The sequence below is a fragment of the Methylocaldum sp. RMAD-M genome (genome assembly GCF_017832375.1).
Lineage (GTDB): Bacteria > Pseudomonadota > Gammaproteobacteria > Methylococcales > Methylococcaceae > Methylocaldum.
The window spans coordinates 165,017-191,179 of record NZ_JAFIBZ010000003.1 but is presented as its reverse complement, the minus strand read 5'-3'; the positions used below and the strand labels follow the sequence as shown (position 1 = coordinate 191,179).

Here is a 26,163-nt window from a genome sequence, read left to right as displayed (position 1 = left end):
TCCCCATGAAGCTCACTTTTTGCGGAGCCCGGTCGATATCGGCGCATGTTTAAGCCACTGATCTTTTTCATCGGTCTGCGCTATACGCGGGCTAAGCGGCGCACGCGCTTCATTTCGTTCATTACCTTCACTTCGGTTCTGGGCATCGCCTTGGGCGTCACCGCCTTGATTACAGTACTGTCAGTGATGAACGGATTCGAAGCGGAACTTCGCGAACGCATACTGGGCATGACTTCGCATGCCTCCATCTCCGGCTTGGATGGCCAACTGCGGAACTGGCGCTCGCTTGAACCCCCGCTCGAACAAGACTCCCGTATTCTAGGCTGGGCACCTTATATCGAAGGTCAAGCCATGCTCAACTCGGACCGCCGAGTTAGCGGCGTGATGCTGCGCGGCATCATGACCGACTACGAACCGCGCGTGTCCGAGGTCGCCAACCGCATCGTGGAAGGCCACCTCGAAGCGCTCAAACCCGGCGAATTCGGCATTATTCTCGGTTCTGAGCTGGCTGATTATCTGGGTGTCCTCACCGGCGACAAGGTGACCGTCATCACCCCGCAACTTACGGCAACACCCGCCGGCATTCTGCCGCGCCTCAAGCGCTTTACGGTGGTCGGAGTTTTCCAGGTCGGGATGTATGAGTACGACCGGAATCTGGCGCTGATTCAGCTGGAAGACGCCGCCAAGCTGTTTCGCCTCGATGACGCCATATCGGGGCTTAGACTCAAGCTGGACGACGTATTTTACGCGCAGCGAGTGGCGCGGGACCTTGGCCCCAAACTCGATGGGCGTTATCAGATTGCCGACTGGACGCAGTCGCACAGCAACTTCTTCAAAGCCATACAAACCGAAAAGCGGGTGATGTTCATCATTCTCCTGCTCATCGTCGCGGTTGCCGCTTTCAACATCGTCTCCACACTAGTTATGGTGGTCACCGACAAGCGTTCGGATATCGCGATCCTCCGAACCCAGGGCATGACTCCACTCGAAGTCATGGGAATATTTATCGTGCTCGGTACGGTCATCGGTACGTTCGGCACCTTGCTGGGCGGTGTCGGCGGAGTCTTATTGGCGTGGAATGTGGAAACCATCGTACCGGCGATCGAGCGGTTGTTCGGCGTTCATTTCCTGTCGGCCGACGTTTACTACATCAGCGAGCTGCCGTCGAAACTGATCTGGTCCGACGTGTACCGGATTACCGGCATGGCCTTCCTGCTTTCCATCCTGGCGACGATCTATCCGGCCTGGCAGGCATCTCGCATCAAGCCCGCCGAGGAACTCCGTTATGAATAAGCCGGTGCTGCAGTGCCGCGATCTGCACAAGCGTTATGCCCAAGGCAATCTGAGCGTCGATGTGTTGCAGGGCATAACGCTTTCCGTCGAACCGGGACAGCAGGTCGCCATTATGGGAGCGTCCGGCTCGGGCAAAAGCACGCTTTTGCACTTACTCGGGGGTCTAGACGCGCCAACCCGAGGGCAAGTCCAACTGGACGGCGTGGACCTGGGAACACTGAACGAACGCAAGCTCGCCCAACTGCGTAACCGGGTGCTTGGATTCGTCTATCAATTCCACCACCTGCTGGGTGAATTCACGGTACTGGAAAACGTCGCCATGCCGCTTTTGATCGCGAAGCTGCCGATACATGAAGCAAGAAAGCGCGCGGCTTCGATGTTGGAGCGGGTCGGACTCGGCAAACGCCTGGAGCATAAACCCGGAGAATTATCGGGCGGCGAACGCCAGCGCGCAGCCGTCGCCCGCGCGCTGGTCACGAAACCAAAGTGCGTTTTGGCTGACGAACCGACCGGAAATCTGGATCGAAAAACCGCGGAACAGGTGTATCAACTCATGCTGGAGCTGAACCAAGAAAACGGGGTGAGTTTCCTAGTCGTCACTCACGATCCGTCTTTGGCTCAGCGGATGGACACGATATTGCATTTGGAAGACGGACGGATCGTCAAGCCGGAAAACCTATCCGAACCCGTCCGCCTAAAGCAGCATTACGATTAGCCTGCTTTCTTCGCGACAGGCTTCGCTGCTCCGATCAATCGATCGTTCTGATGCTTGTGCCGGTGTTCCAGGAACTTCTTGTACGACGCGTAGCTTTCCCGGACCATAATGGCCGTACTCAATTCCGCATTGCGGAACTTTCTCAATTCCACCTGATGTCGCACGGATCGCCGCCACATGAAAAGTATGCCGAAATAGCCTAGGACGGCCCCGAGGTGCATCAGAATGGCGCAACCAATCAGCAAGGGTGCCCCTAACTCCAATGCTTTTTCTATGGTGAACAGTTCCGAGAACTGATCGAAGTCGAAAGCTGCTTGTCCCATAACAAGCGCGCCTACCTTGTAGGCGAAGTAATACATCGGCACCCAGGTCAGCGGATTGGTAATCCAGACCAAGGCCACGGCGATAGGTAAATTGGCATTGAAATAGATCGCCAAAACCGCGGCGATGATTTGTTGCCAGGGCAATGGCGGGGTATACATGGCCCATAGCCCTATGGCAAAAGCCCGTGATACCGACCGACGGTTCAGATGCCATAAATTCGGCGAGTGAAGCTTATCCCCCAAAAACTCCAGCGATTTAATTTCCTTTACTTTTTTCGGGTCCGGCAAGTAGCGCTTAAAAAACTTTTTAGGCATAGCCCTTAACTGGGATGATTGTGAACTATTTTTTTAGGTAAAAGGCGCGCTATTGTACGGATTTGAAATTCAAAGTTGAATGAAATTCTCCATCCACAAACCCGCAGCCCGCTGGTTCTTCCGCTAGCCATCGGCTTTGTCGGCGGGGTCAGCGCTGTCCAGCAACTTCCGTCTTTGCCCGGTGCCTGGGCTTTCGTCCTCTTGAGCTCCGCTTTCGGTCTAGCCGTTTATTATAAGCTGCGTTTTCCGGCAGCATTTGCGTTCGGCATCCTCTGGGCGCTTGCCTTTGCCGGAATTCGACTCGACCAAGGTCTTCCGACTGCAACTGAGAGACAAACGGCCGTCGTCGAAGGCGTCGTTCGTACCATTCCCCAGCCCGTGGACCACGGTTTCCGTTTCGACTTCGATATTGAACAAACTCTACAGCCCGACGACCTAAGTTTGCCGTCACGCGTTCGCCTGAGCTGGTATGACCGCGGAGTTTCGCCAAAAGCGGGCGAACGCTGGCAGCTCAGAGTAAAGCTCAAGCCGCCGCATGGAATGCTGAACCCGGGAAGTCTCGACTACGAACAATGGCTGTTTGCCCAGGGAATCCGCGCGGTCGGTTACGTCGCGAAGTCTCCGGACAATCGGCGGCTCGATGCGGGAGACAACCGGTATTCATTCGAAATTTGGAGGCAGGCCCTTTACGATAGCCTTTCGGCAACACTGAACGACGAACCCGCAGCCGGAATCATCAAGGCTCTGGTCATGGGAGTCGACGATGACATTACGCCCATTCAATGGGACGTGCTTCGGCGCACGGGCACGACTCACCTGGTTGCGATTTCCGGCTCGCATATCGGTTTAGTCGCAGGATTTGTCTTTTTCGTCATACGCCGAATGTGGTCGAGGTTGGGCATCATGCGCTGGTCGCCGCCGACTGTTGCGGCCGTTTGTGCTTTTGCGGCCGCCCTCTTCTACTCGGCGCTGGCGAACTTCGCGATTCCCACTCAACGCGCCATGATTATGATCGGCATCGTCATGGGCGCCGTCATCGGCCAGCGGCATCTCAATAGTTTTCATGTCCTCGCGACGGCCTTGCTGGCCGTGGTGCTTTACGATCCGTTGGCGGTTCTTTCGGCGGGATTCTGGCTTTCCTTCACAGCTGTCGCTCTAATCCTTTTCGCTGTTTCATACAGAAGAGGCGAAATCGGCGGTTGGCGGGCCATGATGCGGGTGAACTGGGCCACCTCGCTAGGCCTTGCACCCCTGCTGTTGTTATTCTTTCAGCAGGTTTCGATCATTTCTCCAATTGCCAACTTGTTTGCCGTCCCCGTGATCGGCTTGCTGCTGATTCCGGTTTGCCTGACCGGCGCACTGCTGTTACCGATACTGCCGGTGGCGGGCGAAGCGCTGCTGATCCTGGCATCACGCCTGCTTGAATGGACGTGGCCTTTTCTCCAATGGATTGCCGAACAGCCGGTGGCTCAGTGGACCCATGCCGGACCGCCGTTCTGGACCATTCCGCTGGCATTGAGCGGCTTCGTGCTGCTGCTATCCCCCAAGGGCATTCCGGCGCGCTGGCTCGGTCTCGTTCTGGCCGTTCCGGCCGTGACCGCGCAGCCCGATAGGCCGCCTCAAGCGGGCTTCCTGCTTACCCTGCTCGATGTAGGCCAGGGACTCGGCGTTGCCGTCGAGACTAGCGAACACCTCATGATCTTCGACACCGGAGCCCGGTTCGGGAGCCGGTTCGATATCGGCTCCGCCGTCATCGAGCCTTATCTCCGCCATCGCGGGATCGAGCGCATCGACGCCTTGATCGTAAGTCACGGCGACAACGACCACATCGGCGGCGCGCCGTCGCTGCTCAGACGATTTGTGGTCGGGCGGACTTATACCAGCGTGCCGGAAAAGTTATCGGAATTTTCGACTGAAACCTGCAAAGCCGAACAGTCTTGGGAATGGGACGGCGTCAAATTCGAGATGCTCGCGCCCATCGAAAAAAGCGAGCGCGAGAACGACAATTCCTGCGTATTGAAAATCAGCGGGCCCGGCGGCAGCGCACTATTGACCGGCGACATCGAAAAAACCGGTGAACGCCTATTGGTTGACCGTTACGGGCATCTTTTAGCCAGCGACATTCTGGTCGTCCCCCATCATGGCAGTAAAACCTCTTCAAGCTCCGCCTTTTTGGCTGCCGTGAAGCCTCGTTACGCTCTCATTCCCGCAGGCTATCTGAACCGATACGGGTTTCCTCATCGGGCGGTGCTGCAACGCTACGGAGACATGAACATACCGGTACTGAATACCGCCGAGACAGGCGCACTTACCGTGCTCGTAGGCAACCGGAAGGATGATCTAAAACTGGAAAGCTACCGCAGGGAAAACGGCCGATACTGGAATGCCCATTCCGCGGCGATGGCGGAATGGGCGGAAACGAAAAATCAAGTAAGACGATCAGAACTCGAGGACCTGAGTTTCCTTCAATAACGCAAGCACTTCGTCCGCTTCCATTTCATCGGCCGAAACATGGAGCGCGCTCAAACCGTCGCCACTCGGGCTTGCTTCGCAAGGACAGATGCAGATCAGTCCGGCATGGTTGATCTGCTCTGCAATGGCTTGAACCTGTACGCCCAGCGCCTCGTTATCCAAAACGGTGCTGGCATGCCCGACATCGAAGAGCTTCCGTTCGAGTTCATACGCCACATCGTGCCGGCGTTCGCCGGTAATCCATAGCGTCACCGCCTTTTGTCCGAAACGCGCGCTCCGCTCTTCAACCGTCACCCGCCGTAAACCGGATTCGCCGTCCGCCTGACTTAGGATCATGCCGGCGCCGACGGTGACGTTGGTCAGGCGATCGATGACGATGAACGATCCGGTGCCCTTGCAAACCTTGTAAGGATCGAACGCGATCGGCCCGCTCAGGGAGACCTCGCACAAGCCGATTTCGTTCAGCTTGAGCTGGTCCGCCGGAAGCTGCTCCAAGGTATTGATATCGACGCGGTGATGGATCTGAGAAACCGAGCCGTTGACCACCTTGGTCATCTGCTTCAGATAATACTGGCGGCCCGGAACCAAAGGCGCCTCGGTCATCCACACGATATGGGCCTTGAAACGGGTGCCGAGCATCGGCAAGTCATCGGAACGGACCAGCATGTCGCCGCGGCTCACGTCGATTTCATCCGTAAGCGTGATCGTAACGGCTTGAGGCGGAAATGCTTCTTCCAGTTCTCCGTCGTAAGTCACGATGGACTTGATGCGGCTGGTCTTCTTGGACGGCAGCACCGTAATCGGATCGCCCTTGCGAAAAACCCCCCCGGCCACGGTGCCGCTGTAACCGCGGAAATCCAAATTCGGTCGATTGACGTACTGCACCGGAAAGCGCGGATTCGTAAAATTCTGGTCCTTGGCGATCTCGATGGTGTCCAAAAGCTCCATCAGCGCCTGCCCCTGATACCAGGGCATTTCCTCGCTACGGCTGACGACGTTGTCCCCCTTCAAAGCCGACAGCGGGATAAAGCGGACATCGTGAATATCCAGTTTTTCGATGAACGCCAGGTAATCGCTGCGAATGCGCTCGAATACGTCAGCGCTGTAGCCGACCAGATCCATCTTATTGATGGCTACGACCACGTGCCTGATGCCCAGCAGGGACACGATAAAGCTGTGACGCTTGGTCTGCGTCATCACGCCGTGACGCGCATCGACCAGAATGATGGCCAAATCGCAGGTGGACGCTCCGGTCGCCATATTCCGGGTGTACTGCTCGTGCCCCGGCGTGTCGGCAATGATGTATTTCCGCTTCGCCGTGGAGAAATACCGGTAGGCCACATCGATGGTGATGCCCTGCTCCCGCTCGGCCTGGAGCCCGTCGACCAGCAGCGCCAAGTCGATATCGCCGCCGGTGGTGCCCGATTTGACGCTGTCCTTCTTGATCGCCGCCAGCTGGTCCTCGTAAATCATTTTCGAATCGTGCAAAAGGCGCCCGATCAGGGTGCTCTTGCCGTCGTCGACATTGCCGCAGGTCAAGAAGCGCAATAATTCCTTGCGCTCGTGCTGAGCGAGATAGGCGTGGATATCGGAACTGATGAGCTCGGACTGATGAGACATAGACTAATTCACTGGATGAATGGGTCAGACGCAGACGCCAACGTTGAATGCACGCTCGGCACCTTCCATAGCGAAAATCAGAAATAACCCTCTTTTTTCTTCTCTTCCATCGACCCCGCTTGATCGTGATCGATGACACGCCCTTGGCGCTCCGACGTCTTGGTCAGCAGCATCTCCTGGATGATGTCGGGCAAGGTGGCGGCGGTCGATTCGACGGCGCCGGTCAAGGGATAGCAACCCAGGGTACGGAAGCGGACCGTCTTCATGATCGGCTTTTCGCCGGGCGCCAGCGGCATGCGATCGTCGTCCACCATGATCCATATCCCGTCGCGCTCGACCACCGGCCGCTCTTTGGCGAAATACAACGGGACGATCGGGATGTTCTCCAGATAGATGTACTGCCAGACATCCAGCTCGGTCCAGTTCGAAAGCGGGAACACCCGGATGCTCTCGCCCTTGTTGATCTTGCCGTTGTAGAGATTCCAAAGCTCCGGGCGCTGGTTCTTCGGATCCCAGCGATGGTTTCGGTCGCGGAAGGAATAAACGCGTTCTTTCGCCCTCGACTTCTCCTCGTCCCGGCGCGCTCCGCCGAATGCCGCATCGAACTGGTATTTGTTCAAGGCTTGCTTGAGAGCCTCGGTTTTCATGACATCCGTATGTTTCTTGCTGCCGTGGGTGAAAGGACCAATGCCCTGTTCCACGCCCTCCAGGTTGACGTGCACGATGAGATCCAGACCCAGATCGTGGGCGCGGCGATCGCGAAACTCGATCATCTCCCGGAATTTCCAGGTCGTATCGACATGCATGAGCGGAAAAGGCGGTTTGCCGGGAAAAAACGCCTTCATTGCGAGATGCAGCATGACTGCGGAATCTTTGCCGATCGAATAGAGCATTACGGGACGCTCAAACTCGGCAGCCACCTCGCGAATGATGTGAATACTTTCGGCTTCCAGCTGCTTGAGATGGGTAAGTGTATGTTCGTTCATGGAAAAGAGTGTTGATCCCGAAACCCGGAAAGAGATTCATCCCATTGTTTATGGCGCTCAATACTACCATAAAAGCCTTTGGCCACTTCCGGGGAACAAATACTGGCATCCTATAATGATATTGATTATCATTTTCTCACGCTTTTTCGATCGATTCCCCGTCCCAGGTTTATCGCCGTGATCCAGATCCGAATCCTCCTTTCACACTTGGCGGTTCTACTGTTGTTCTCCGAAGCCGTGACGGCCAATTCGACGCGAACCTACTACATCGCCGCCGAAGAAATCTTGTGGGACTACGCCGCCTCCTATCCCGTCAATCCCATGCATGGCGCAGAATTCAACGAGGACGAGAAAGTCTTCGTCGAAGGGAATAACGCCGATCGGATCGGCCGACAGTATTACAAAGCGCGTTATATCGAGTACGCCGACGCCAGCTTTACCCAAATCAAGGAACGTCCGCCCGAGTGGCGGCACTTAGGGATACTAGGGCCTGTAATTCGCGCCAACGTCGGCGACACCATCAAAGTGGTGCTGAGGAATAAACTGGCAAACATGCCGATTTCACTCCATCCGCACGGCGTGCTTTACCGGAAGGACAGCGAAGGCACTCATTACGCGGACGGCACATCCGGAGATGACCGCAAAGACGATACGGTCGAACCGGGCGAAACCCACACCTACCTCTGGCAAGTACCCGAACGTTCGGGTCCGGGCCCCGAGGACCCGAGTTCGATCGTGTGGCTTTACCATTCCCATGTCAACGAGGTGGTCGACACGAATACCGGCCTGGTAGGACCCATCATCATTTCCCGCCGAGGCGTTCTGCAGAACAACGGTAAACTGAAAGGCATCGACCGCGAATTCGTCGTGCTGTTCACCGTGTTCGACGAAAACAAGAGTTTCTTTCTGGACAAGAACATCAGCACCTTCGCACCGGCTGCCACGGACGAGAAAGATGACGAAAGCTTCGTCGAAAGCAACTTGATGCACAGCATGAATGGCTACGTCTATCACAACCTTCCGGGAATGACGATGAAAGAAGGCGAAACCGTGCGCTGGTATCAACTGTCCCTCGGAACCGAAGTCGATCTCCATACCCCGCATTGGCACGGCAATACGCTCACCGAGACCGGGCGCCGCGTAGATGTCGTGAATCTGCTTCCGGGAACCCACGTCACCGTCGATATGAAACCCGACAATCCCGGCGTCTGGATGTATCACTGTCACGTCAATGACCACATCGACGCGGGCATGATGGCCAGTTATACGGTCACGCGCCGAAAGTGACAATCAGGTCGCGCCTGCGGAATTCCGCAGGTCGAACCGACCGCACTATTGCCTTGCGATGCCAAAAGAGAGATGCTTCGAACCGTATGAAACCTGCCGAATAACACTTTCGGAGTGCCATATGGACCAGCAGATGCATAACTTCGAGCAAGTTAAAGATGTGCTCGACTACGGTATTCAACTACACAGCCAACTGACAGAACTTTACGATTCGCTGAACCAACAAAACGATCAGGCTCGGGTAAAAATGCTTTTGGATTACCTCAGCCGCCACGAAAAAAATCGGGAACAGGCGATGCAGCGGTTCGAAGACGGATCGCGCAAGAGCATCCTCAATTTCTGGCTCCAATATTCTCCAGGCTCCAACGTCGAACAACTGCTAAAGAATTGCGCCGTCAGGCCCAATATGTCCGTCGATGACGTCATAAAGATCGCCATGGCCTTCGACAACGCGCTGATCGAACTCTATAAAGGAGCGGCAATCATCGTCGACGATCCGCATGCCAAAGAAGTGTTCGCGAATCTCGCGGAGATGGAAGAACAAGAGAAACACCGCTTCGTCCGCGACGCGGAATGGATGGACGATCTCTGAAAGACTGAAAACCAGTTCTACTCACGGACTTGTCCGTGCTTAAGGCCGGAAACACCCTTCCGGCCTTAAGGAAGACCGCATCTCACGCGAGATGAGCGCGTAGCGCCATGCCGCTTTAGCGTGATTGAAATTTGTCCCCTGCCGGTAGTCGCTAGCCCGCATTACCCGATCCCTTCAGCATATCGCAACGTTCCGCCAAGAAAAGCTGTTTCGCACGATTATCGCGCCACGACTCAAACGCTGGTTGCTCGAAACTTTTTTGCCGTTATACTGTCTATCTTCCTGACCTAGGGGGCGACTTGGCTTCGACGAGGATCGCAAAACCCGAGGTGCATGCCGAGGTGCAGATAACCTCGTTAATCAATCTGCAACCAATATAGTTGCCAACGACGACAACTACGCTCTGGCCGCTTAATCCGGCCGGCCTCTGATCCGAAGCCCGCTTATAGGCGTCGGTTTTCGGGGGTAACCCAATTGTAAGCTCGCGATGAGGTCTGTCCGGGGCCGATTCGCTAAAACCTAACGGAACCGCCGGCCGTCTTCCCTGCCGCTCGGGTAGCGACCGGTTAAATCAATAGAGTCGGATAAGCATGTAGAGCCAAAGGCGGAGGATTCGCGGACGCGGGTTCAATTCCCGCCGCCTCCACCAAACACCCATTCAAAGACATCCAAAGAAATCCGTAAGCCCGCGTAAATGCGGGCTTTTTCGTTTATATTCCATCCATCGCGATCCTATAGAGTCCGTTGACATCCGGGGTAACTGGGGGCACTTTCGGGGTAATTCAGTTATCCTACAAGGCGTTACCTCCATGCTCTGACCGATACCGCGCCGCGATCCGCAATACAAAGGCCGGGGCAAAGCCGATCAAGCTGGAATGACTGAAAGTCTTACTCCATAAGGCTTTCGTCGATTTCCGATTGACGCCGCCTCAACGAGATGAAAACCGCGTCTGACCTCTTTCGGCGGCGCGTTTTACTTTGGATGTTCACAACTTACGCCGCTTTTCGTGCAACAACACTTTTACCTCGCGCACGTACGTTTCGGAAATCACGCCAGCCGTTTCTGGGCGAACCTGGTCCAGATCACCCGAGAAAGACTTTGATCTGGACATAGAGGGCACGACCGTCACGATCGCCCATATCGAGCGACCTCGAAAGGTATGTGGTGAGTGACGCCTCCAGCGGATCACGTCCAGGTATTGATGCACGACCTCTTCCGGTGGCTGGCGACCGGTGAAGAGCACTCTGATTACCAGTTCCGTGTTTCACTACGAGTTCAAGTTCATCCATCCCTTCACAGACGGCAACGGCCGCATGGGGGACCGTGGCAGACCTTAACCTTCCCGCTGGAATCCCTCGTTCGCCGGCATCCCGGTAGAAAGCCTGATCTATAAGCATCAGGCGAAGTACTACCAGGCACTGCAAAACAGCATGAAGCAAACCGACTCAGCTCCCTTTATCGAGTTCATCCTCAGGATGATCCTTTAGGTGAGGGCGGAAAACTTGCAACACAACAAGTGATAACCTGCCATGGCCTGAATTAGCGTTGGCGTTTCCGGCAGCCGCTCCGGCTTCGGACGGTGGTGCTCGGGGTGCTACACCACATTCGAAAATCCCCGATCCAACACACCCCGAGATCAGCGCCAAGCGCATTCGTCCGGATCGAGCGTGAGCTTTAGACACAGCGAGTACGGCATATCCCACAGATCCGCTCTACCTGGCTTTTCTTTTTTAGGCTTTACAACAACTTATAGACGTCAGAAAAATTTTTTCTATCGGAAGTGCGGGATTAGCCGCGCTCATACGTCATTAGGGATAAGAAGCAACAAAAAAGGAATCGTCATGAGGATCAAGCAAGGCCGCCCCGCCTCTAGCCGAAGGGTCGACCCGAACGGAACTCGAGCCTCGGAATCCGGGACAACGAGCGGACCGGAGTTTCCTTCGGCGCGCTATTTTCAGGTTCATTTCGAATATCTCGAGGAGTTGCTCGCCGACGTTCGCCTGCGCCTCGATGCGTTGCGACAGCAAGTCGCCGATTTTCAACAAGATTCCAGTTACAGTCCTGCCGATAACACCGGATGCCAGCCCTCCGGGCAAGACAGCCGGATTGCACGCCAAGTGCCGGAAGAGTGCGGGACGGAGGCACACCGCAACAAATCATCCTCCGTCGGACCGACACTCTCGCTCCAAGGCGTCGACAAGTGCCAGAAGTCGCGGCGCAAGACGACGAGCGCGGTCGCTCCCATATTCGGCACGGTGTCCCGAGAATGAGCACATATTTCTTTTCCGGGGACCCGCCGTTCGATGGTCCCGGAGGTACGCCGGTCACGATGGCCGAGATTCCCGTTACCTGGAAGCGACCGCTCGCGGTGGCTGCCGCCGCCGGACTGGCCGCCGTACTGCACGGTTTGCTTTTCTTCTGGTATCTCGCCCGCCCGGAACCTGTGCCCTTCACCGAAGCCGCGCCGCTGCCGATGATCGACATGGTTCTGTCCGCGCCTCCCGCACCGGCGGTGACCCAGCCGACCGTACCGTCCCCGCCGACACCTCCGAAGGAAGCGAAGAAACCCGATCCCAAGCCGGTGAAAAAACCCAAACCGAAACCGGTGCGCAAGGATTCCGCGGTCAAACAGGTCGAGCCGCAAAAGCAGGAACAAGCGGACACCGCACCGCCAGCACCGGCGGCACCTTCCGCACCGCCCCAAGACCGTGCCGCTGCTCCGCGCAACGACACCTATACGCCGGCCAGTTCGAACGCCAACTATCTGAACAATCCGAAACCGGTTTATCCGGGCATCGCGCGCCGCCGACACTGGGAAGGCCTGGTCCTGCTGCGGGTCTACGTTACCGCCGACGGCCGCTGCGGCGAGTTATCGGTGCAACGATCGAGCGGCCACGACGTATTGGACGAAGCAGCCCTCGAGGCGGTGAAAAAATGGCGCTTCGTGCCCGCCAAGCGCGGTGATGTCGCGCAGGCAAGTTGGGTTACCGTGCCCATCGAGTTCCAATTGGAATGACCCGGATGAGAGGAACGTTTCGTTAGGTGGCTAGGCGCGTCGGGCAGAGCTTTGTCTTTGACGGTCGGCCGTCGCCCGCCTTAACCATCGTTCGGGACTGATCGGTGAGTGATGCTGTGCGGCGAAGTTGCGACAGGCACGAGGGCGCAGAAACCGTGCGGCCCACAACCGCGCGAAACAAACGAAATCACAATCTTAAACGCGAGAGGAGATCATGTTTAACCTATCGGAAACCGCCATTGTCGACGGCACTCTGTGCATGCTCGGCTGTTTTTCTCTGCTGACCTGGAGCGTGATTCTGCTGAAAGCGGGGGAACTCGGTTTGAACAAGCTGCGCAACCATAGCTTTCTGAAAATTGTCAGGAACGGCTCGGAGCTCGGTATCGATCAAGAATCGGTAAGCCACAGCGCGGCTCAGCTCGCCCGGGTGCAGCAGACCGGGCTGAAAACCCTGGCGCGGGCCAAGGTACAATTGGCTTTCCGCGCCGATAAGCATGAAGCCTGGCACGACCTGATCGAACGCGCCATGCGTTTGCAGATTCAAAAGGAGAAGGCCCGGATGGACGCCGGTCTCGGCTGGCTAGCCAGCATCGGCAGCACGGCGCCGTTCGTCGGCCTGTTCGGCACGGTATGGGGCATCATGCACGCCCTCAAGGACATCGGCGCCAAGGGTTCGGCCAGTCTGGAAGTGGTGGCCGGCCCCATCGGCGAGGCGTTGATCGCGACCGCCTTGGGCATTGCCGTGGCGATTCCGGCAGTGATCGCCTACAACTTCTTCCTGCGTCAGAACCGGCGCATCGTCATCGCACTGGACCACTTTGCCAGCGAGTTCCTGCACGCGACAATCCAAGACCATCTGATCCAACAAACGGTGACCGAACATGGCCATACAATTGCCCAATGACGACGACGGCGGCGAAATGAGCGAGATCAACGTCACGCCTCTGGTGGATGTGATGTTGGTGCTTCTGGTGGTGTTCATCGTCACGGCGCCGCTGCTGACCCAGGTGGTTCGGGTCAAATTGCCCAAGACCGAGCAAACCGAACCGGCACCGGACCAACACATCGCCATCCTCAGCGTGAACGCGGAGGGACAGCCGATGCTGGACGACCGTCCGGTGCCGCTGGAATCCTTGGAGGCCGAGTTGAAAGCCCTACAGGAGCGCGATCCCGAGATCGGCATCCAGCTCCAGGCCGATCGGGCGGCAGTGTTCGATGCCGTGGCCAAGGTCATGGCCAGCGCCCAGCGTTCCGGGATAGGCAAGCTGTCGTTCGTGACCGTCCAGCAATGAGAGGGGGTTTTCGGCCGATCGGAACCCCGGAATCCTAGGTTCGTGGCGACGCATGCCGTCAAGCAAAACTTCCGCGACGTTTATTTTGCGGACCACATGTCCTTCCGGCCCAAGTACTGGAGGCTGCTCTTGCGATTCCTCGAATTTGCGGCATCGAAACTCAGCCGTTCCACGCCCGAGATGCAGCTCGTGTCCGGCTCGCGGTACGGATCATCGAGGAAGGAGAGCATCACGCGTGTCCCGCAATGATCAGCCGGTTTATCGCCTTTGGCGCCAGCCATAAGCGAATTCAAAATCACGACGTGCCCGGCGTCGGGCACTGTGACGAACCGCTGATTGGGGCCATTCAAGTCCTCTCGAATCGGTATGGCTTCGGCCAGGGGAGTGTTCGAGTCGATATCACTGTTGAGCATCAACACGGGGGCTCGCGTGTTAGCGTGCAGATCGCTCAATGGATCGCGGTACACCGGCCAGACCTGCGCATCGGCCAATAGAGCCAGCGAGGGCGCCACGTTCAACCAGGCGTAGAATCCCTCCGCTTCGTTCATGATTTGCGCGAAAGAAGTACCTTCCCACAGCTCCGAAAGCGTGATGTGCGAACTAAGGGGTGCCGAGTACTTCACCTGTTCGTAAGGTACGAAGCCAGGTCCCGGATCGGCCGCGGGCGCTTCCGAATCCGCCGCCGAAAAGAGCGACTCCGAAGAGAGTGATCGGATCAGATGTTCCAGTGCCATAACGTCGTCCGGAACACAGCGATTCAGCCGTAACACCACGGCCGGCATCAACCCTCGCAGGTCGGTCCTCTCGATCATCGTACCGAATAAACTGCGTAAATAGGAACGGGTGAGGGGCGAATCCAGTCGCGCCTGCAACTCCGAGCACAGTTGCCCCTGATCGAGGCGCGCGAAAGTCACGCCGAGAGCGGTCCACGGATCGGCGGCGATGCCGGCCAGGCGCCGACGGCAGTCGGCGTCCTTCGCGCAGCGGTCCATCACCATTCGTGCCGCCGCATTGGTACCGCGTTCAATCGTGTCGTACGCTTCGTACCCGGCTGCGACGATCGAATCGAGAATTACCGCATCGGGCTGCTCACCGCGCAGGGCCAAGTACCGCTGCACCAAATACGTGCCGTAGGAGACGCCGTACACTACCACTTCCCGACCGGGCGGACGTAGCCGGTCGATGATGTGAGCGAGATCACGTGCGGTGTTGGTGACGGTAAAATCCTCGATACCCTCCGGCCAAGCTCGGCGCAACTCGGCCAGGCAGTCCAGCGCATCCTCGGGCGCAACGATCGCCTCGTCAGCCGCGGCGGCACAGTAGAGCGGCGCCGAATTGCCGATGCCGCGCTGCTCGAAGATGTAGTAGTCCCATTCCGGGCGCAGTTCCGCAAAGGATTGAGACTGTTGCGCGAACCCGATGGCCGATGCGCCCGGCCCGCCGGTGACAAACCATAACTGTCCGCGCTTTTCGGTTTCCGGCGCGCTGCCCCGCACTCGCGCAACGAATATCGGAATCGTTCTACCGGGATTCGAGTATCTGAGCGGTACCGGAATGAAGGCGCATTCCGCAGCTACATCCTTAAATTCCGGGTAATCGGGACACTCGCCCCACTGGATCGACGGCTCGGACGTCGAACCGACAACACCACCGCTGACCGCTAGGACGCACAGGACTAAGGCCAAGTGCAGCGGATTCCTGAATGAGATTTCGAACCGAAGCGGCATGATTCCCATCCGTGCCTGACATCCACACCAATCCTTATTAGACGAGCATCCTCGGCAAAGATCGCGATCCGATGGCACGTTCCCGATCGTCGGCTGGTGCCGGGGGATTCGGTTTCGCGCACTAGGCCGTCCGAAATGTCATTCGCAGCGGAACCGCTTCGCCATTCCGCTCTACCGCGGACCACCAGATGAAATATATTTAGCGGCAGAGAGTCTGAACGATCATGGAGGTGCGCAGAATGAATATCGACGTATCGAATATCCGGAACGACAGGTCTCTCTCCTGTCTCCTTTATTTGTATCTGTGGCCGCTCTGGATCTTTGAAAACGTAAATGTGGGCTCCTTCCTGGAGCGCGCTGCGGCATACCGCCGCAACCGATCCAAGCGGGTCTACCTGCCAGGCTACACGGCGAAGTGGATTGTCATCTTCGCGATACTCATGGCCATGCTATCGGCGCTCGAATGCATGGGAAACGTCTTTGCCGCATGGAAATTCTCCTTCACCCTTCTGGCATGCGGAACGGGTATATTGGCAATTTTGGCTTTCGTTGTGGTTGTGATGACCGTCGCCATTTATTTGTTATTGACTCATTGGGAGTACTGAGATTCTACTTGCAAGAGTAATCGAATCGGCACGGGCGCCGGGGCCGTCATCCGCCTCCGGCGCTCGCCAGATGTAGCGAGCGGATATTCGTCACCATGCTCTTCAGGCACTGAGTTACGGCACAGCCAGCCGGCAGCATCCGACAAGATAGCCACACTTGCCACTTCGCTCCCGGCTCATCCCGCACCTTTCGAACGCTCACAGGCGTTCCCGTCATCCCGTGATCGAACAAACCGGAAAATACGCCAAAGATTGCTGCGGAGCACACACGGAGAGCGTAAATTAGACCTGCCGCTGATCGTGTGAAACCGCGATCAAAGGTCCTCGAATTTCCTTGAGAGGAAAAACCAATGTTGAGACAAAAGATTAAAGAACGGCTGAACGCCGACGCCAAAAAGCTCACCGAGAGCGATATCAAGCGAGTGATCGAAAAGGCCGACGACATAAAGCGGACGTTCGAATCCAAAGGTCCGCTCGGCCGTTTCCTGCGGGACGTCAAACTGATGATCGCACTGGTGCGGGACTATCGGAACGGCACCTATCGCCAAATCCCCTGGTATGCGCTCTCGGCGATTGTCGCCGCCCTCCTCTACGTCTTGAGTCCGGTCGATCTCATCCCGGACGTCATCCCGATTCTGGGCTACACGGACGATGCGCTGATGTTGAGCGTTTGCCTGCTTCTGGTCGAGCAACAACTTGCTGAATACGAGTCCTGGACCGCCGAAATGTCCACCTAAGCTAGCGATTTTCGCAAGATACGGCGAGTATCCGAATCGCATCATCTGCAAACCGCCGCTTCGATCACGGCCTAGGAAAACTCGGTTAGCCCGCATTTCTCATACCCCTTCGTAGCGAGGGCGTCGAGACGCCGCTGTGGCGCGCCGCACGGACTGAGTGACGGTGTCGTTGTAGGTCGGCAATCCTTTGCCGACGAGCGTGTGTCGGGAAAGGATTGCCGACCTACGATACGACGTCGAGCCGGCGTGAAGGGCTTCTCCGAGCGGGTGGCCAAGGAAGGCCACCCCGAACTTGGCGCGGAGCCGGACGGCGCGTCACGGCGAGCGGATCGGCGTCCGCAGTAGGAAGGGCGGCTCCGGCGCTCCCGGCCAGCCCCTTCCCCGGATAACCGTTTGCGATTGGAAGGGTCGCGGCTAAAGCGACCGTTTGCGATTGGAGGGTATGAGAAATGCGGGCTAGGTAACCCCACGTATTGTCTTAACCTATTCCGAGCGATCTAATACCTGCTACTCGGCTCGGACATCCGCCATAACCCGCGGGACGCGCGGATTGATGCGCCGAGTGCGAAACGGGATGTTTCGTCCCAGAGAGCCAAGGGAATAGCGGTCTTCTGGACGTCTCCACGGATGGCGAGTATCAGCACTGAGTGATGACGGGGGTCAACGGGTGGGAGGCCACTCGGGCTCGCCGAAGTCGGCGGGAACACGGAGGTTCAGCCCGTCATCACTCAGTGGCTTTCCCGCGAACGTGCACGCGCAGCCATGATCCAAATTTCTTCCTCGTCGCGATTTCCCCGCTGGGCACGGACGGCAACCCGCATCTTCGTCGCCGGACAGTTGCTCAAGGCGGTTTCCCGGCTGACTGTAGGCAGCCCGGTGGCACGGGCCATAGCGCTCGTCAAAGTGATCCGGATGGTTCGGAACCGACGGCGCGTTTGATCGGTAATCGGATCGCCTCACGAATGAAGTCGATCTTCAACCGCTGGCGCCCATCTTCGACGCAACGTTCTTGCCGCCTCGACCATATGAGCCAGGGTTTGCTCCGCCTCCGGCCATCCGCGCGTCTTGAGTCCGCAGTCGGGATTGACCCAGAGCCGTTCCGGAGAAATGGCCTCGCACGCTTTTTCCAGAAGGCGCAGCATCTCCTCTTTGTCCGGTATGCGGGGAGAGTGAATGTCGTAGATACCGGGGCCGATGTCGTTGGGATAACGGAAATCGCGGAAAGCGGTCAGCAAATCCATGTCGGAGCGGGAGGTTTCGATGGTGATCACGTCCGCGTCCAGATCGGCGATGGCCGGCAAAATGTCGCTGAATTCCGAGTAGCACATATGGGTGTGGATCTGGGTACCGTCCGCCACGCCGGATGAAGCCAGGCGAAACGCTTTTACCGCCCAATCCAGATAGCCGTTCCGGTCCCGCCGCTTAAGCGGCAAACCTTCCCGAATAGCAGGTTCGTCGATCTGGATGGCCGCGACGCCCGCTTGCTCCAGGTCGTCGACTTCGTCGCGAATGGCCAGGGCGATTTGCAGAGCAGTGGTAGCTCGGGGCTGATCATCGCGTACGAAGGACCATTGTAGGATAGTCACGGGACCGGTCAGCATGCCTTTAACCGGCTTTCGGGTCTGCTTCTGGGCATAGGCGATCCATTCCACGGTCATGGGCTTCGGCCTTGACACGTCGCCCACGATGATCGGCGGCTTGACGCAACGGGAGCCGTAACTCTGCACCCAACCCTGCCGGGTGAAGACGAAACCCTCCAATTGCTCGCCGAAATACTCCACCATATCGTTGCGCTCGACTTCTCCATGCACCAGGAGATCCAACCCGAGCGCTTCCTGTTTGTGCACGGCTTCGCGTATGGCTTTGCGCATGGTTTCCCGGTACAGGGCGTCGTTCAGCTCCCCGTTGCGGTAATCGGCGCGGGCCTTGCGGATGTCCGGCGTCTGCGGGAAGGAACCGATCGTGGTGGTCGGAAAGACAGGCAGCCGCAGCCTTTTCTGCTGCAATGGGATCCGTTCGGGAAAGGGCGAGTAACGCCGAAAATCCGCTTCGGTCAACTGGTCGAGACGGGCCCCGACCGCCGGATTGTGAATCCGCGGTGACGTTGCCCGGTTCTGCAACACCCGATCCTGGGCTTCCAGTTCGGTCCGGATGGCATCCACGCCCAGCCGCAAGCCTTTGTCCATGATCGCCAGCTCATCGAGCTTCTGCACGGCAAAGGCCAACCAGTCTTTGATCTCTGGATCCAGTTCGGACTCCGGCTCCACGTCTACCGGTACGTGGAGCAGTGAACAGCTCGGCGCCAGCCACAGCCGCTTGCCCAGCTCGGCACGGGCGGTTTCGGCCAGCGCCAGCGTGCGTCTGAGGTCGGTACGCCAGATGTTGCGGCCGTCGATGAGCCCCAGCGACAGAATTTTGTCCGAAGGATACCCGTCGACGAAAACCGGCACCTGATCCGGCGCTCTGACGGCATCGATATGCAATCCAGCCACCGGCAGCGCCTTCAGCAAGCTCGCCTGATCCGCCGCCGAATCGAAATAGGTCGCGAGGAGAATTTTCGGCCCCGCCGCTGCCAGAGCGCGGTAAGCCTCCCGATAGCCGGCGAGCCAATCCAGCGGCAGGTCGAGCACGAGGGCCGGCTCGTCCATCTGCACCCAGGCGACGCCTTGATCTTTAAGTCTCCGGAGGATTTCCGCATAGACCCGCACCAGATGGGGCAGTAATTCCAGCCGGTCGAACCCTTCTTCCTTCGCCTTGCCCAGAAACAAATAGGTCAAGGGACCGATCAGCACAGGCTTGGGATTGAGTTTCAGAGCCTTGGCCTCCTCCACCTCTTCGAACAACCACTCCGCGCCCAGGCGGAACCTCGTGTCGCGATGGAATTCCGGGACGATATAGTGGTAGTTGGTGTCGAACCACTTGGTCATTTCCATGGCCGGCTGATCCTTGCTGCCTCGGGCCAGTTCGAAATAGCGGTCGAGATCCGGAGGCTCGTCGCCGAAACCGAAGCGTTCCGGAGCGGCTCCCAGCAATACCGCCATGTTCAGCATTTGATCGTAATAGGCGAAATCGCCCACCGGCACCAGGTCGATCCCGGCTCGGGCTTGGAGTTTCCAATGCCGTTCGCGCAACTGTCGGCCGGTTTGCTTCAAATCCGAGAGACCGATCTTGCCGGACCAGTAGGCTTCCAGAGCCTGCTTCAACTCGCGCTTAGTCCCGATGCGGGGAAATCCCAAAGAATGCGTCACCGCCATGAGTCTGCTCCTCTTGTAGGTCGATTCGGAGCTGGCATGATCGGCTCGCGATGATTATTATTCAAACTCAACTTTTTCATAAACTTCATCGATTTTGTTCATGATTCAGTCGATTTTGGAGCTGCGCCATTTGCAAACCCTGCTGGCCCTGGTGGAAACCGGCACCCTGTCCCGAGCCGCGACCCGGATATATCTCTCCCAATCGGCGATCTCGCATCAGATCAAGCAGCTGGAGGAGCACTACGGCGTCAGCCTGTTCGAGCGCAAGAGCCAGCCGCTGCGGCTCTCGCCGGCGGGCCAGCGCCTGCATACGTTGGCGGAAACAGTCATGAAACTGGTCGGAGATGCGGAGCGGGACGTCGCGCGCATCGCCCAGGGCGAAGCCGGGCAGCTCCGCATTGCCGTGGAGTGTCACACCTGCTTCGATTGGCTCATGCCGGCCATGGACCAATTCCGGGAGCACTGGCCGGAAATCGAGCTGGATCTGGTCTCGGGCTTCCACACCGACCCGTTGGCCCTACTGCTGGAAAATCGCGCGGAACTGGTGGTGGTTTCCGAGCCGCAGCACCGCTCGGGGCTTGCTTTTCATCCACTGTTCAGTTTCGAAATCGTCGGCTTGGTGTCGCGGCAGCATCCGTTCGCGCCCAAACGCTTCCTGAAACCCGAAGATTTCGCCGCGGAAACGCTGATCAGCTATCCGGTGCCGGACGACATGCTGGACATCGTGCGCAAGGTCCTGAAGCCGGTCGGTATAGAACCGAAACGGCGCACCGCCGAACTGACGGTGGCTATCCTACAACTGGTGGCCAGCCGTCGCGGCATTGCGGCCTTGCCCAACTGGACGGTTCAGAGCTATCTGGAGCGGGATTACGTCTTGGGAAAACCGATCGGCAAAAAAGGTCTGTGGAGCGCCTTGTACGCGGCGACTACCGCGCCGATGGCGACATCGGCCTTTATGCTGGACTTCCTAGATACCGTACGTTCCAGCAGCTTCCGGAACCTGCGGGGACTTCAACCGCTGTCGTAGCCGGTTGGGTCTGCCCGAAGACGGCTCGTAGGTAATTTTACGTGCTTACAAGGCGCGCAAAGGAGGCTTGAATAGAGTCCTCTGTAAATTTGTCGCACCTTATCTTTGATTTCCTCAGTCACGACCCGAACCTGTTTCGGTATCGATTTACACCGACCACTCGTCGAGATCAGTTCCGCTCGATGTCGTCGACATTCCGATGCGGTTTGAGCGTATAATGGATAAATCTTCCACGGCTATGAATCCTCGATTGTCACAATCAAGCACCAAAATTCCCCTCGGTACGGCAGTACTGTATAAACCCAAACGACCGCGCTTTTTCAAGGACTCCTACCTCCCCGGTCAACCCGCCATCGTCAAACGCTATTCGCGCTTCAACAGCGACGACTGTTTTATCGAATTTCCTTCCGGCGGCATTTTGCGGGTACCCGAGAGCGACATCGAACCCGTGGTAGCGTAGCTACAATCTGGTGAATTCGGTAATCACCCCAAAATCGACCATGGGTCCAACGTAGCGATGTGGTTTGATGCCGCGGTTGCAGGCGTTCGGGTCCGTTGTGTGCCGTTGCTTCCGCCAGAGATCCCCGCGTTTTATGCCGGTGGCCGGTATGAAACGACTCAGCGCGGCGATTCCAAGATAGACGCTAGCGCCTCCGCCAACGCTCGGCACTGAGCGTCGGTGCCGACGGTGATGCGCAGGAATTGCTCTATCCGCGGCTGCCTGAAGTGCCGCACGATAATATGCCGCTGCCGAAGCAGCGCAGCTAGCTCCGCTGCGTCCCTACGGGGATGCCGGGCGAATACGAAGTTCCCGCCGGACGGCAATACCTCGAATCCCAATCCGGATAGCTCCCGAACGAGCTGATTCCGGCTCCGGATGATGGCTAGCCGCGTGCTCTCGAAATAGTCCCGGTCCTCGAACGCCGCCACCGCGCCGGCGATGGCCAAGCGATCCAGCGGATAGGAATTGAAGCTGCCCTTCACGCGCTCCAAAGCCTCGATCAAACCGGCGTCTCCGATGGCGAAACCTACCCGCAGGCCGGCCAGGGACCGCGACTTGGACAACGTTTGTATCACCAGCAGATTGGGGAAGCGTTCGACCGCCGCCACGGCGGATTCGCCGCCGAAATCGATGTAGGCCTCGTCTATCACCACGACCGATTCCGTGTTGTTTTCGAGCAGCGCTTTGATATGGGCGAGCGGCAGCAGGCAGCCGGTAGGCGCGTTCGGGTTCGGGAAGATGATCCCGCCGTTCGGGCGCCGGTAATCGTCGATCCGGATGTCGAAGCGCTCGGTCAGCGGAATGCAGGTGTGCTCGATGCCGTAAAGACCGCAGTAGACCGGATAAAAACTGTAGGTGATATCGGGAAACAGAATGGGCAAGTCGTGCTTCAGCAGCGCTTGAAAGGCATGGGCCAGCACCTCGTCCGATCCGTTGCCGACGAAGATTTGATGTTTCTCGACGCCATAAAATCGGCCAATGGCCTCTTTCAGGCGATCGGCATCGGGATCGGGATAAAGCCGGAGCGTTTCGCCCATCTCGCCACGCAAGGTTTCTAACACCTTGGGCGAAGGAGGATACGGATTTTCGTTGGTGTTGAGCTTGATGAGATCGTTCAACCTGGGCTGCTCGCCGGGCGTATAACGCGTCAAATCCCGAATGGCGGGACTCCAAAATTTATTCACGAATTACCGACTCCAGTTTCATGGGTATACAAATCACGCCCGAAACGTCGACCGCTTCGGATTGCCTGACGAATCCGAATTTTTCGTATACGGCGACGGCATAACGAGACGAATTCACGGTAAACACACCTGGATTTCCGGCACTGAGACTCGCGGCTTTGGCGACTTCCCAGAGCCTTCTGGCCACGCCCTTGCTCTGGAAACGTTCGGATACGAACAAATGATAGAGATGGCGATTGTCCCTGATTGCGATCACACCGGCCAATTCGCCATTTTCCTCGGCAAGGTGATAGCGGTAACCCGACTCCAGGTAGCTCCTGATCGCGACCTCGCTCATCGACTCGAGCAAGCGGCCGGCTCCTTCCTCGGAAAATTCGTGCGCGATGTACTTGCCGGCGAGATCGCGAAGGAGCGCGCTGATGCGTCGCGCATCATCCGGAGTGGCAGCTCGAATGTCCATTCATGGCTCGCCTGGAACCTCACTCGTAAGGCGTACCGTCTTTGCGGAAGAACCGATAAGAGCCGCGAACCGCACGCGCCTCCAAATCTTCGTCGGGATAGTTGGCAAGGTCCCCCGGAAGCCGGTCGCCGATTTCCAGATAGACCGCGACGGATTGTCCGCGGTTGATCAGCTGATGCCCGTCCGGCTGGCCGCCCGGAAATCCGGCACATAGTCCGGGGACTAGGATTTGCTCCCCTTGCTCGGTTACCAGGGTCAATTCCCCCTCCAGAACGTAGATGAACTCGTCCTGCCGGGTATGCCAATGCCGCAGCGCCGACACGGCGCCCGGCTCCAGTGTGACCAGGTTGACGCCGAAGGTCTGCAGGCCCAGCGCATCGCCGAGAGCCCTTTTGCTTCGTCCGGCGGTCAATGAACGGAGTCGTTCCGTCGGATAGGTCGAGGCGGTTCTGGCGGGAACACGGGAAGGGTCGAGCGCGGGTAATGTCAAAGATGTTTCTGTCTTCATCGGGCAAATTTCCAATTAGGCTGGTTCGAAGAGTGGCTCACCGGTCGTCGTGCTTGGGGAAATCTCCGCTGCATTCGATGATGCTCTATGCGGACTGGAGGTCTTTCTCCATGCCGTCAATACCTGCGCTGATAGCACCGCGCACTAGCTCGGCCACCGATGCGGCATCTTCGGGCTGCGATTCGAAATCGATAGTCCACACTACAACGCCCAAGCCATCATAAGACTTAAAGACTTCGACCGTCCCTTTGTAATAGGTTACGGGAAATGGAGATATCGGCCGAAGATATATCAATCGCATGTTTATGTCGTCGATTTCTTCAATAGTGTCTTTTATCTCGCCGCCGCCTGCTACGGTCATATATCGCAATGCGCCCTTTCCATCACCCTCTACTCTGCACGTTTCGATGAACGGAAACCAAACGTCGAGTCTTCCTATTTTTCGGATCGCTCCCCAAACCATATCGGCGGGGACATTTAGCTTTTTCGTAATCGGTTGTTTAGTAAACATCGACATCTCCTTAACCAGTTTTCGCGATCGAATGAACACCTTTGTGACAATGCCGCACCGTTCTATCGATCTACAACGACTTCAATCTACAACGAACCTTTTGGCGGCCCGTGCGGCGTACTGTAGCAACACGATCTATCGTTCGTATTGGAAAAAACCGACAAGCGGAAGCGGCACAGTCCTAAACAGCGTGGCCGAGCGTGAAACGGAGAGAAATATAGAGGCGCGAGAAATGGCCAAGAGGGTTCTTCGAGCGATAAAACAATCACCCTTAGAGCGTTTTCATCGCGCTCGTACGGCAAAACCGGCTTGGCGGACGTCGTTGGCGCCTTCGGCTCGGGTGAATGGATTCAAGTATTCGTAGGTCGGCAATCCTTTGCCGACGAAGACGCTCGCCGGGACGTGGCGTCGGGAAGGGGGGCTTCGGCGCTCCCGAAGACGCCGTTTGCGATTGGGAAGGATTCCCGACCTACTCGTGAGTGCCCGTACAGCAGATATGAAAATGCTCTAGCGTCCGGCTCCATGTAGATTCAATAATCCGGAAAACTGTATGGTTTTGGAAGCTTCCAATCGAGGATGGATGGATTCCGGCGACATCCCGTAAAGCTCATGGAAATCGCGAATCATGTGGCTCTGATCGTAGTAACCTGCTGCATATGCCGCATCCGCCCAATTTGAAAGCATTCGGCGCTGGAAAAGCGCGTTCCGCAAACGGACGATACGAGCATATTTCTTGGGCGTAGCGCCGACATGAAACTGGAACCGCCGTTCGAGCGTGCGTTCGGTCAAGCCTAAAGTTCGGGCGAGCTTCGAAATGGGATGATTTCCGTTTGACTTATCCAACTCCTTGCACGCTGTTTGAATCAGCAAATCCTCATTGTCCCGATTCAAAATCGAAAGCAAGAAATGCTCGACACATTGGACGCGCTCGCTAGCGCTCCTCTTAAGAGACAAGTTATCCTCGATTTCTTCTATCGAATATTTGGGGAAAATATCTCTACAGTCCACCCGCCTTTCGGCGCAATCTCTCACTATGCCGCGACAAAAAACATTTAACCCCCATGGGGTAAGGCGCGCCGAAACCCCGGATACTTTTCCAAAAGACCCAAGATCACTGCGAAAACTTTGAAAACCGGCGAGTCCGCTACGGGTTGTATAAATTCGGTCCTTGTGCGCCGTGGTCAATAAATCGGCATACAAAAAACATAAATAGGTTGCGGTATCCGGCAAGATCGTCAGCGCCGAGTTGTCAGCACCCATTAAATCGTCATAGTCCCAAATCGCCGTAACATAAGGTGCCAGCAAGCGAGATGGCCGAAAGATTCTTAAACTCATAATGACACACCTGTTTATCGAGCACGGCAGGCCGTGATCTCTCGGTTGTCCCTGCCCATGAGTCGCGACTTTGAGAGGCGGGTAATTGAGCTATCTTGGGCCCAGCGCATTTTCATCCCGATAGTACGGACACCGCGACGGGAGAGATGAACGCAATCCCCCCTGGCCCAATGCTGTTAAGTTAACTCGTCATTCCGGCAGGGATTGCTCACCCCATCCCTGGGGTTCGTCCTACGGACCGTGCTCCGCACGTCCAAATTTGCTCCTGGCAAATTTGTGCCGGACAAATCGGCAGGATGGCCGATTTGCACGCGAAGCGTCCGTAGGGTGCCGCACAGGGACTGTGCGGCATGAATCCAGGGCACAGGGAAATGACACGCCTCTGCCATCCATGGCTTCTG

General features: G+C 57.2%; 24 protein-coding genes and 1 other RNA gene. 15 read left to right on the top strand and 10 right to left on the bottom strand.

What is annotated here, in order from left to right; genetic code table 11:
- The first annotated feature begins 45 nt into the window (after positions 1–45).
- Together JOD69_RS04545 and lolD are read left to right on the top strand one after the other, a co-directional pair.
- Positions 46–1,293: a lipoprotein-releasing ABC transporter permease subunit gene (locus JOD69_RS04545; protein WP_077729888.1), complete on the top strand. Its 1,248-nt coding sequence runs from the start codon at positions 46–48 to the stop codon at positions 1,291–1,293.
- Positions 1,286–2,008 carry a lipoprotein-releasing ABC transporter ATP-binding protein LolD gene (gene lolD / locus JOD69_RS04540; RefSeq protein WP_077729889.1) on the top strand — a complete coding sequence of 241 codons (723 nt, stop codon included), beginning with the start codon at positions 1,286–1,288 and terminating at the stop codon, positions 2,006–2,008. Before JOD69_RS04545 ends, lolD begins: the two co-directional genes overlap by 8 nt.
- On the opposite strand, the gene JOD69_RS04535 is transcribed toward lolD, so the two are convergent.
- On the bottom strand, positions 2,005–2,646 hold the full coding sequence (locus tag JOD69_RS04535; protein ID WP_077729890.1) for a DUF2062 domain-containing protein: 642 nt from the start codon (positions 2,644–2,646) through the stop codon (positions 2,005–2,007). The genes lolD and JOD69_RS04535 overlap by 4 nt on opposite strands.
- 75 nt (positions 2,647–2,721) lie before the next feature.
- Here JOD69_RS04535 and JOD69_RS04530 point away from each other — a divergent pair, with 75 nt between their 5' ends.
- Entirely contained in the window at positions 2,722–5,118 is a 2,397-nt protein-coding gene (locus tag JOD69_RS04530; RefSeq protein ID WP_086135019.1) for a DNA internalization-related competence protein ComEC/Rec2, read from the top strand.
- On the opposite strand, the gene cysN is transcribed toward JOD69_RS04530, so the two are convergent.
- Together cysN and cysD are read right to left on the bottom strand one after the other, a co-directional pair.
- The gene (gene cysN, locus JOD69_RS04525) at positions 5,086–6,738 is read right to left on the bottom strand and encodes a sulfate adenylyltransferase subunit CysN (RefSeq protein WP_086135018.1); all 1,653 of its coding nucleotides are present in this window, start codon (positions 6,736–6,738) and stop codon (positions 5,086–5,088) included. The genes JOD69_RS04530 and cysN overlap by 33 nt on opposite strands.
- A gap of 77 nt (positions 6,739–6,815) precedes the next feature.
- Positions 6,816–7,724, bottom strand: coding sequence for a sulfate adenylyltransferase subunit CysD (gene cysD, locus JOD69_RS04520; RefSeq protein WP_086135017.1), 909 nt, complete (start codon positions 7,722–7,724; stop codon positions 6,816–6,818).
- A 177-nt stretch (positions 7,725–7,901) separates the two neighbouring features.
- Between cysD and JOD69_RS04515 the strand changes: the two genes are divergently transcribed.
- The 7 genes from JOD69_RS04515 (at position 7,902) to JOD69_RS04480 (ending at position 13,912) form a co-directional block, all read left to right on the top strand.
- Positions 7,902–9,011, top strand: a complete 1,110-nt coding sequence (locus JOD69_RS04515) for a multicopper oxidase domain-containing protein (RefSeq protein WP_086135078.1) — start codon at positions 7,902–7,904, stop codon at positions 9,009–9,011.
- Between the two features lie 121 nt (positions 9,012–9,132).
- A complete protein-coding gene (locus JOD69_RS04510) occupies positions 9,133–9,603 on the top strand; it encodes a hypothetical protein (RefSeq protein ID WP_077729893.1) in 471 nt (156 codons plus the stop codon).
- Between the two features lie 290 nt (positions 9,604–9,893).
- Positions 9,894–10,252, top strand: a transfer-messenger RNA (tmRNA) gene (ssrA, locus tag JOD69_RS04505).
- A gap of 1,193 nt (positions 10,253–11,445) precedes the next feature.
- Positions 11,446–11,874, top strand: a complete 429-nt coding sequence (locus JOD69_RS04495; RefSeq protein WP_086135480.1) for a hypothetical protein — start codon at positions 11,446–11,448, stop codon at positions 11,872–11,874.
- Positions 11,871–12,620: an energy transducer TonB gene (locus JOD69_RS04490; protein ID WP_086135479.1), complete on the top strand. Its 750-nt coding sequence runs from the start codon at positions 11,871–11,873 to the stop codon at positions 12,618–12,620. Before JOD69_RS04495 ends, JOD69_RS04490 begins: the two co-directional genes overlap by 4 nt.
- Before the next feature lie 214 nt (positions 12,621–12,834).
- A complete protein-coding gene (locus JOD69_RS04485; RefSeq protein WP_077729138.1) occupies positions 12,835–13,524 on the top strand; it encodes a MotA/TolQ/ExbB proton channel family protein in 690 nt (229 codons plus the stop codon).
- Positions 13,502–13,912, top strand: coding sequence for a biopolymer transporter ExbD (locus JOD69_RS04480; protein WP_077729139.1), 411 nt, complete (start codon positions 13,502–13,504; stop codon positions 13,910–13,912). Before JOD69_RS04485 ends, JOD69_RS04480 begins: the two co-directional genes overlap by 23 nt.
- Positions 13,913–13,992: 80 nt before the next feature.
- Here the strand turns inward: JOD69_RS04480 and JOD69_RS04475 are convergent, their stop codons facing one another.
- Complete coding sequence (locus JOD69_RS04475) at positions 13,993–15,639, bottom strand: alpha/beta hydrolase (protein WP_168183908.1); 1,647 nt, start codon at positions 15,637–15,639, stop codon at positions 13,993–13,995.
- A 239-nt stretch (positions 15,640–15,878) separates the two neighbouring features.
- On the opposite strand from JOD69_RS04475, the gene JOD69_RS04470 reads away from it, so the two are divergent.
- The 3 genes from JOD69_RS04470 to JOD69_RS04460 all read left to right on the top strand — a co-directional run bounded on the left by JOD69_RS04470 (position 15,879) and on the right by JOD69_RS04460 (position 17,920).
- A complete protein-coding gene (locus tag JOD69_RS04470) occupies positions 15,879–16,244 on the top strand; it encodes a hypothetical protein (protein WP_077729141.1) in 366 nt (121 codons plus the stop codon).
- A gap of 350 nt (positions 16,245–16,594) precedes the next feature.
- Positions 16,595–16,981 (top strand): YkvA family protein, encoded by a 387-nt coding sequence (locus JOD69_RS04465; protein ID WP_077729142.1) that lies wholly within the window; start codon positions 16,595–16,597, stop codon positions 16,979–16,981.
- Between the two features lie 762 nt (positions 16,982–17,743).
- On the top strand, positions 17,744–17,920 hold the full coding sequence (locus JOD69_RS04460; protein ID WP_156879397.1) for a hypothetical protein: 177 nt from the start codon (positions 17,744–17,746) through the stop codon (positions 17,918–17,920).
- Between the two features lie 17 nt (positions 17,921–17,937).
- On the opposite strand, the gene metE is transcribed toward JOD69_RS04460, so the two are convergent.
- Positions 17,938–20,235, bottom strand: a complete 2,298-nt coding sequence (metE, locus tag JOD69_RS04455; RefSeq protein WP_086135477.1) for a 5-methyltetrahydropteroyltriglutamate--homocysteine S-methyltransferase — start codon at positions 20,233–20,235, stop codon at positions 17,938–17,940.
- A gap of 100 nt (positions 20,236–20,335) precedes the next feature.
- Here metE and JOD69_RS04450 point away from each other — a divergent pair, with 100 nt between their 5' ends.
- Together JOD69_RS04450 and JOD69_RS04445 are read left to right on the top strand one after the other, a co-directional pair.
- Complete coding sequence (locus JOD69_RS04450) at positions 20,336–21,262, top strand: LysR family transcriptional regulator (RefSeq protein WP_077729144.1); 927 nt, start codon at positions 20,336–20,338, stop codon at positions 21,260–21,262.
- 217 nt (positions 21,263–21,479) lie between these two features.
- The gene (locus JOD69_RS04445) at positions 21,480–21,722 is read left to right on the top strand and encodes a hypothetical protein (RefSeq protein ID WP_133718656.1); all 243 of its coding nucleotides are present in this window, start codon (positions 21,480–21,482) and stop codon (positions 21,720–21,722) included.
- 158 nt (positions 21,723–21,880) lie between these two features.
- Here JOD69_RS04445 and hisC read toward each other — a convergent pair whose 3' ends face one another.
- The 5 genes from hisC to JOD69_RS04420 form a co-directional block, all read right to left on the bottom strand.
- A complete protein-coding gene (gene hisC, locus JOD69_RS04440) occupies positions 21,881–22,948 on the bottom strand; it encodes a histidinol-phosphate transaminase (protein WP_077729146.1) in 1,068 nt (355 codons plus the stop codon).
- Positions 22,941–23,408, bottom strand: a complete 468-nt coding sequence (locus tag JOD69_RS04435) for a GNAT family N-acetyltransferase (RefSeq protein ID WP_077729147.1) — start codon at positions 23,406–23,408, stop codon at positions 22,941–22,943. Before JOD69_RS04435 ends, hisC begins: the two co-directional genes overlap by 8 nt.
- 19 nt (positions 23,409–23,427) lie before the next feature.
- On the bottom strand, positions 23,428–23,916 hold the full coding sequence (locus JOD69_RS04430) for a cupin domain-containing protein (RefSeq protein ID WP_077729148.1): 489 nt from the start codon (positions 23,914–23,916) through the stop codon (positions 23,428–23,430).
- An 85-nt stretch (positions 23,917–24,001) separates the two neighbouring features.
- Entirely contained in the window at positions 24,002–24,427 is a 426-nt protein-coding gene (locus JOD69_RS04425) for an SRPBCC family protein (RefSeq protein WP_077729261.1), read from the bottom strand.
- A gap of 507 nt (positions 24,428–24,934) precedes the next feature.
- Positions 24,935–25,762: a helix-turn-helix domain-containing protein gene (locus tag JOD69_RS04420; protein WP_077729149.1), complete on the bottom strand. Its 828-nt coding sequence runs from the start codon at positions 25,760–25,762 to the stop codon at positions 24,935–24,937.
- Positions 25,763–26,163: the final 401 nt, after the last annotated feature.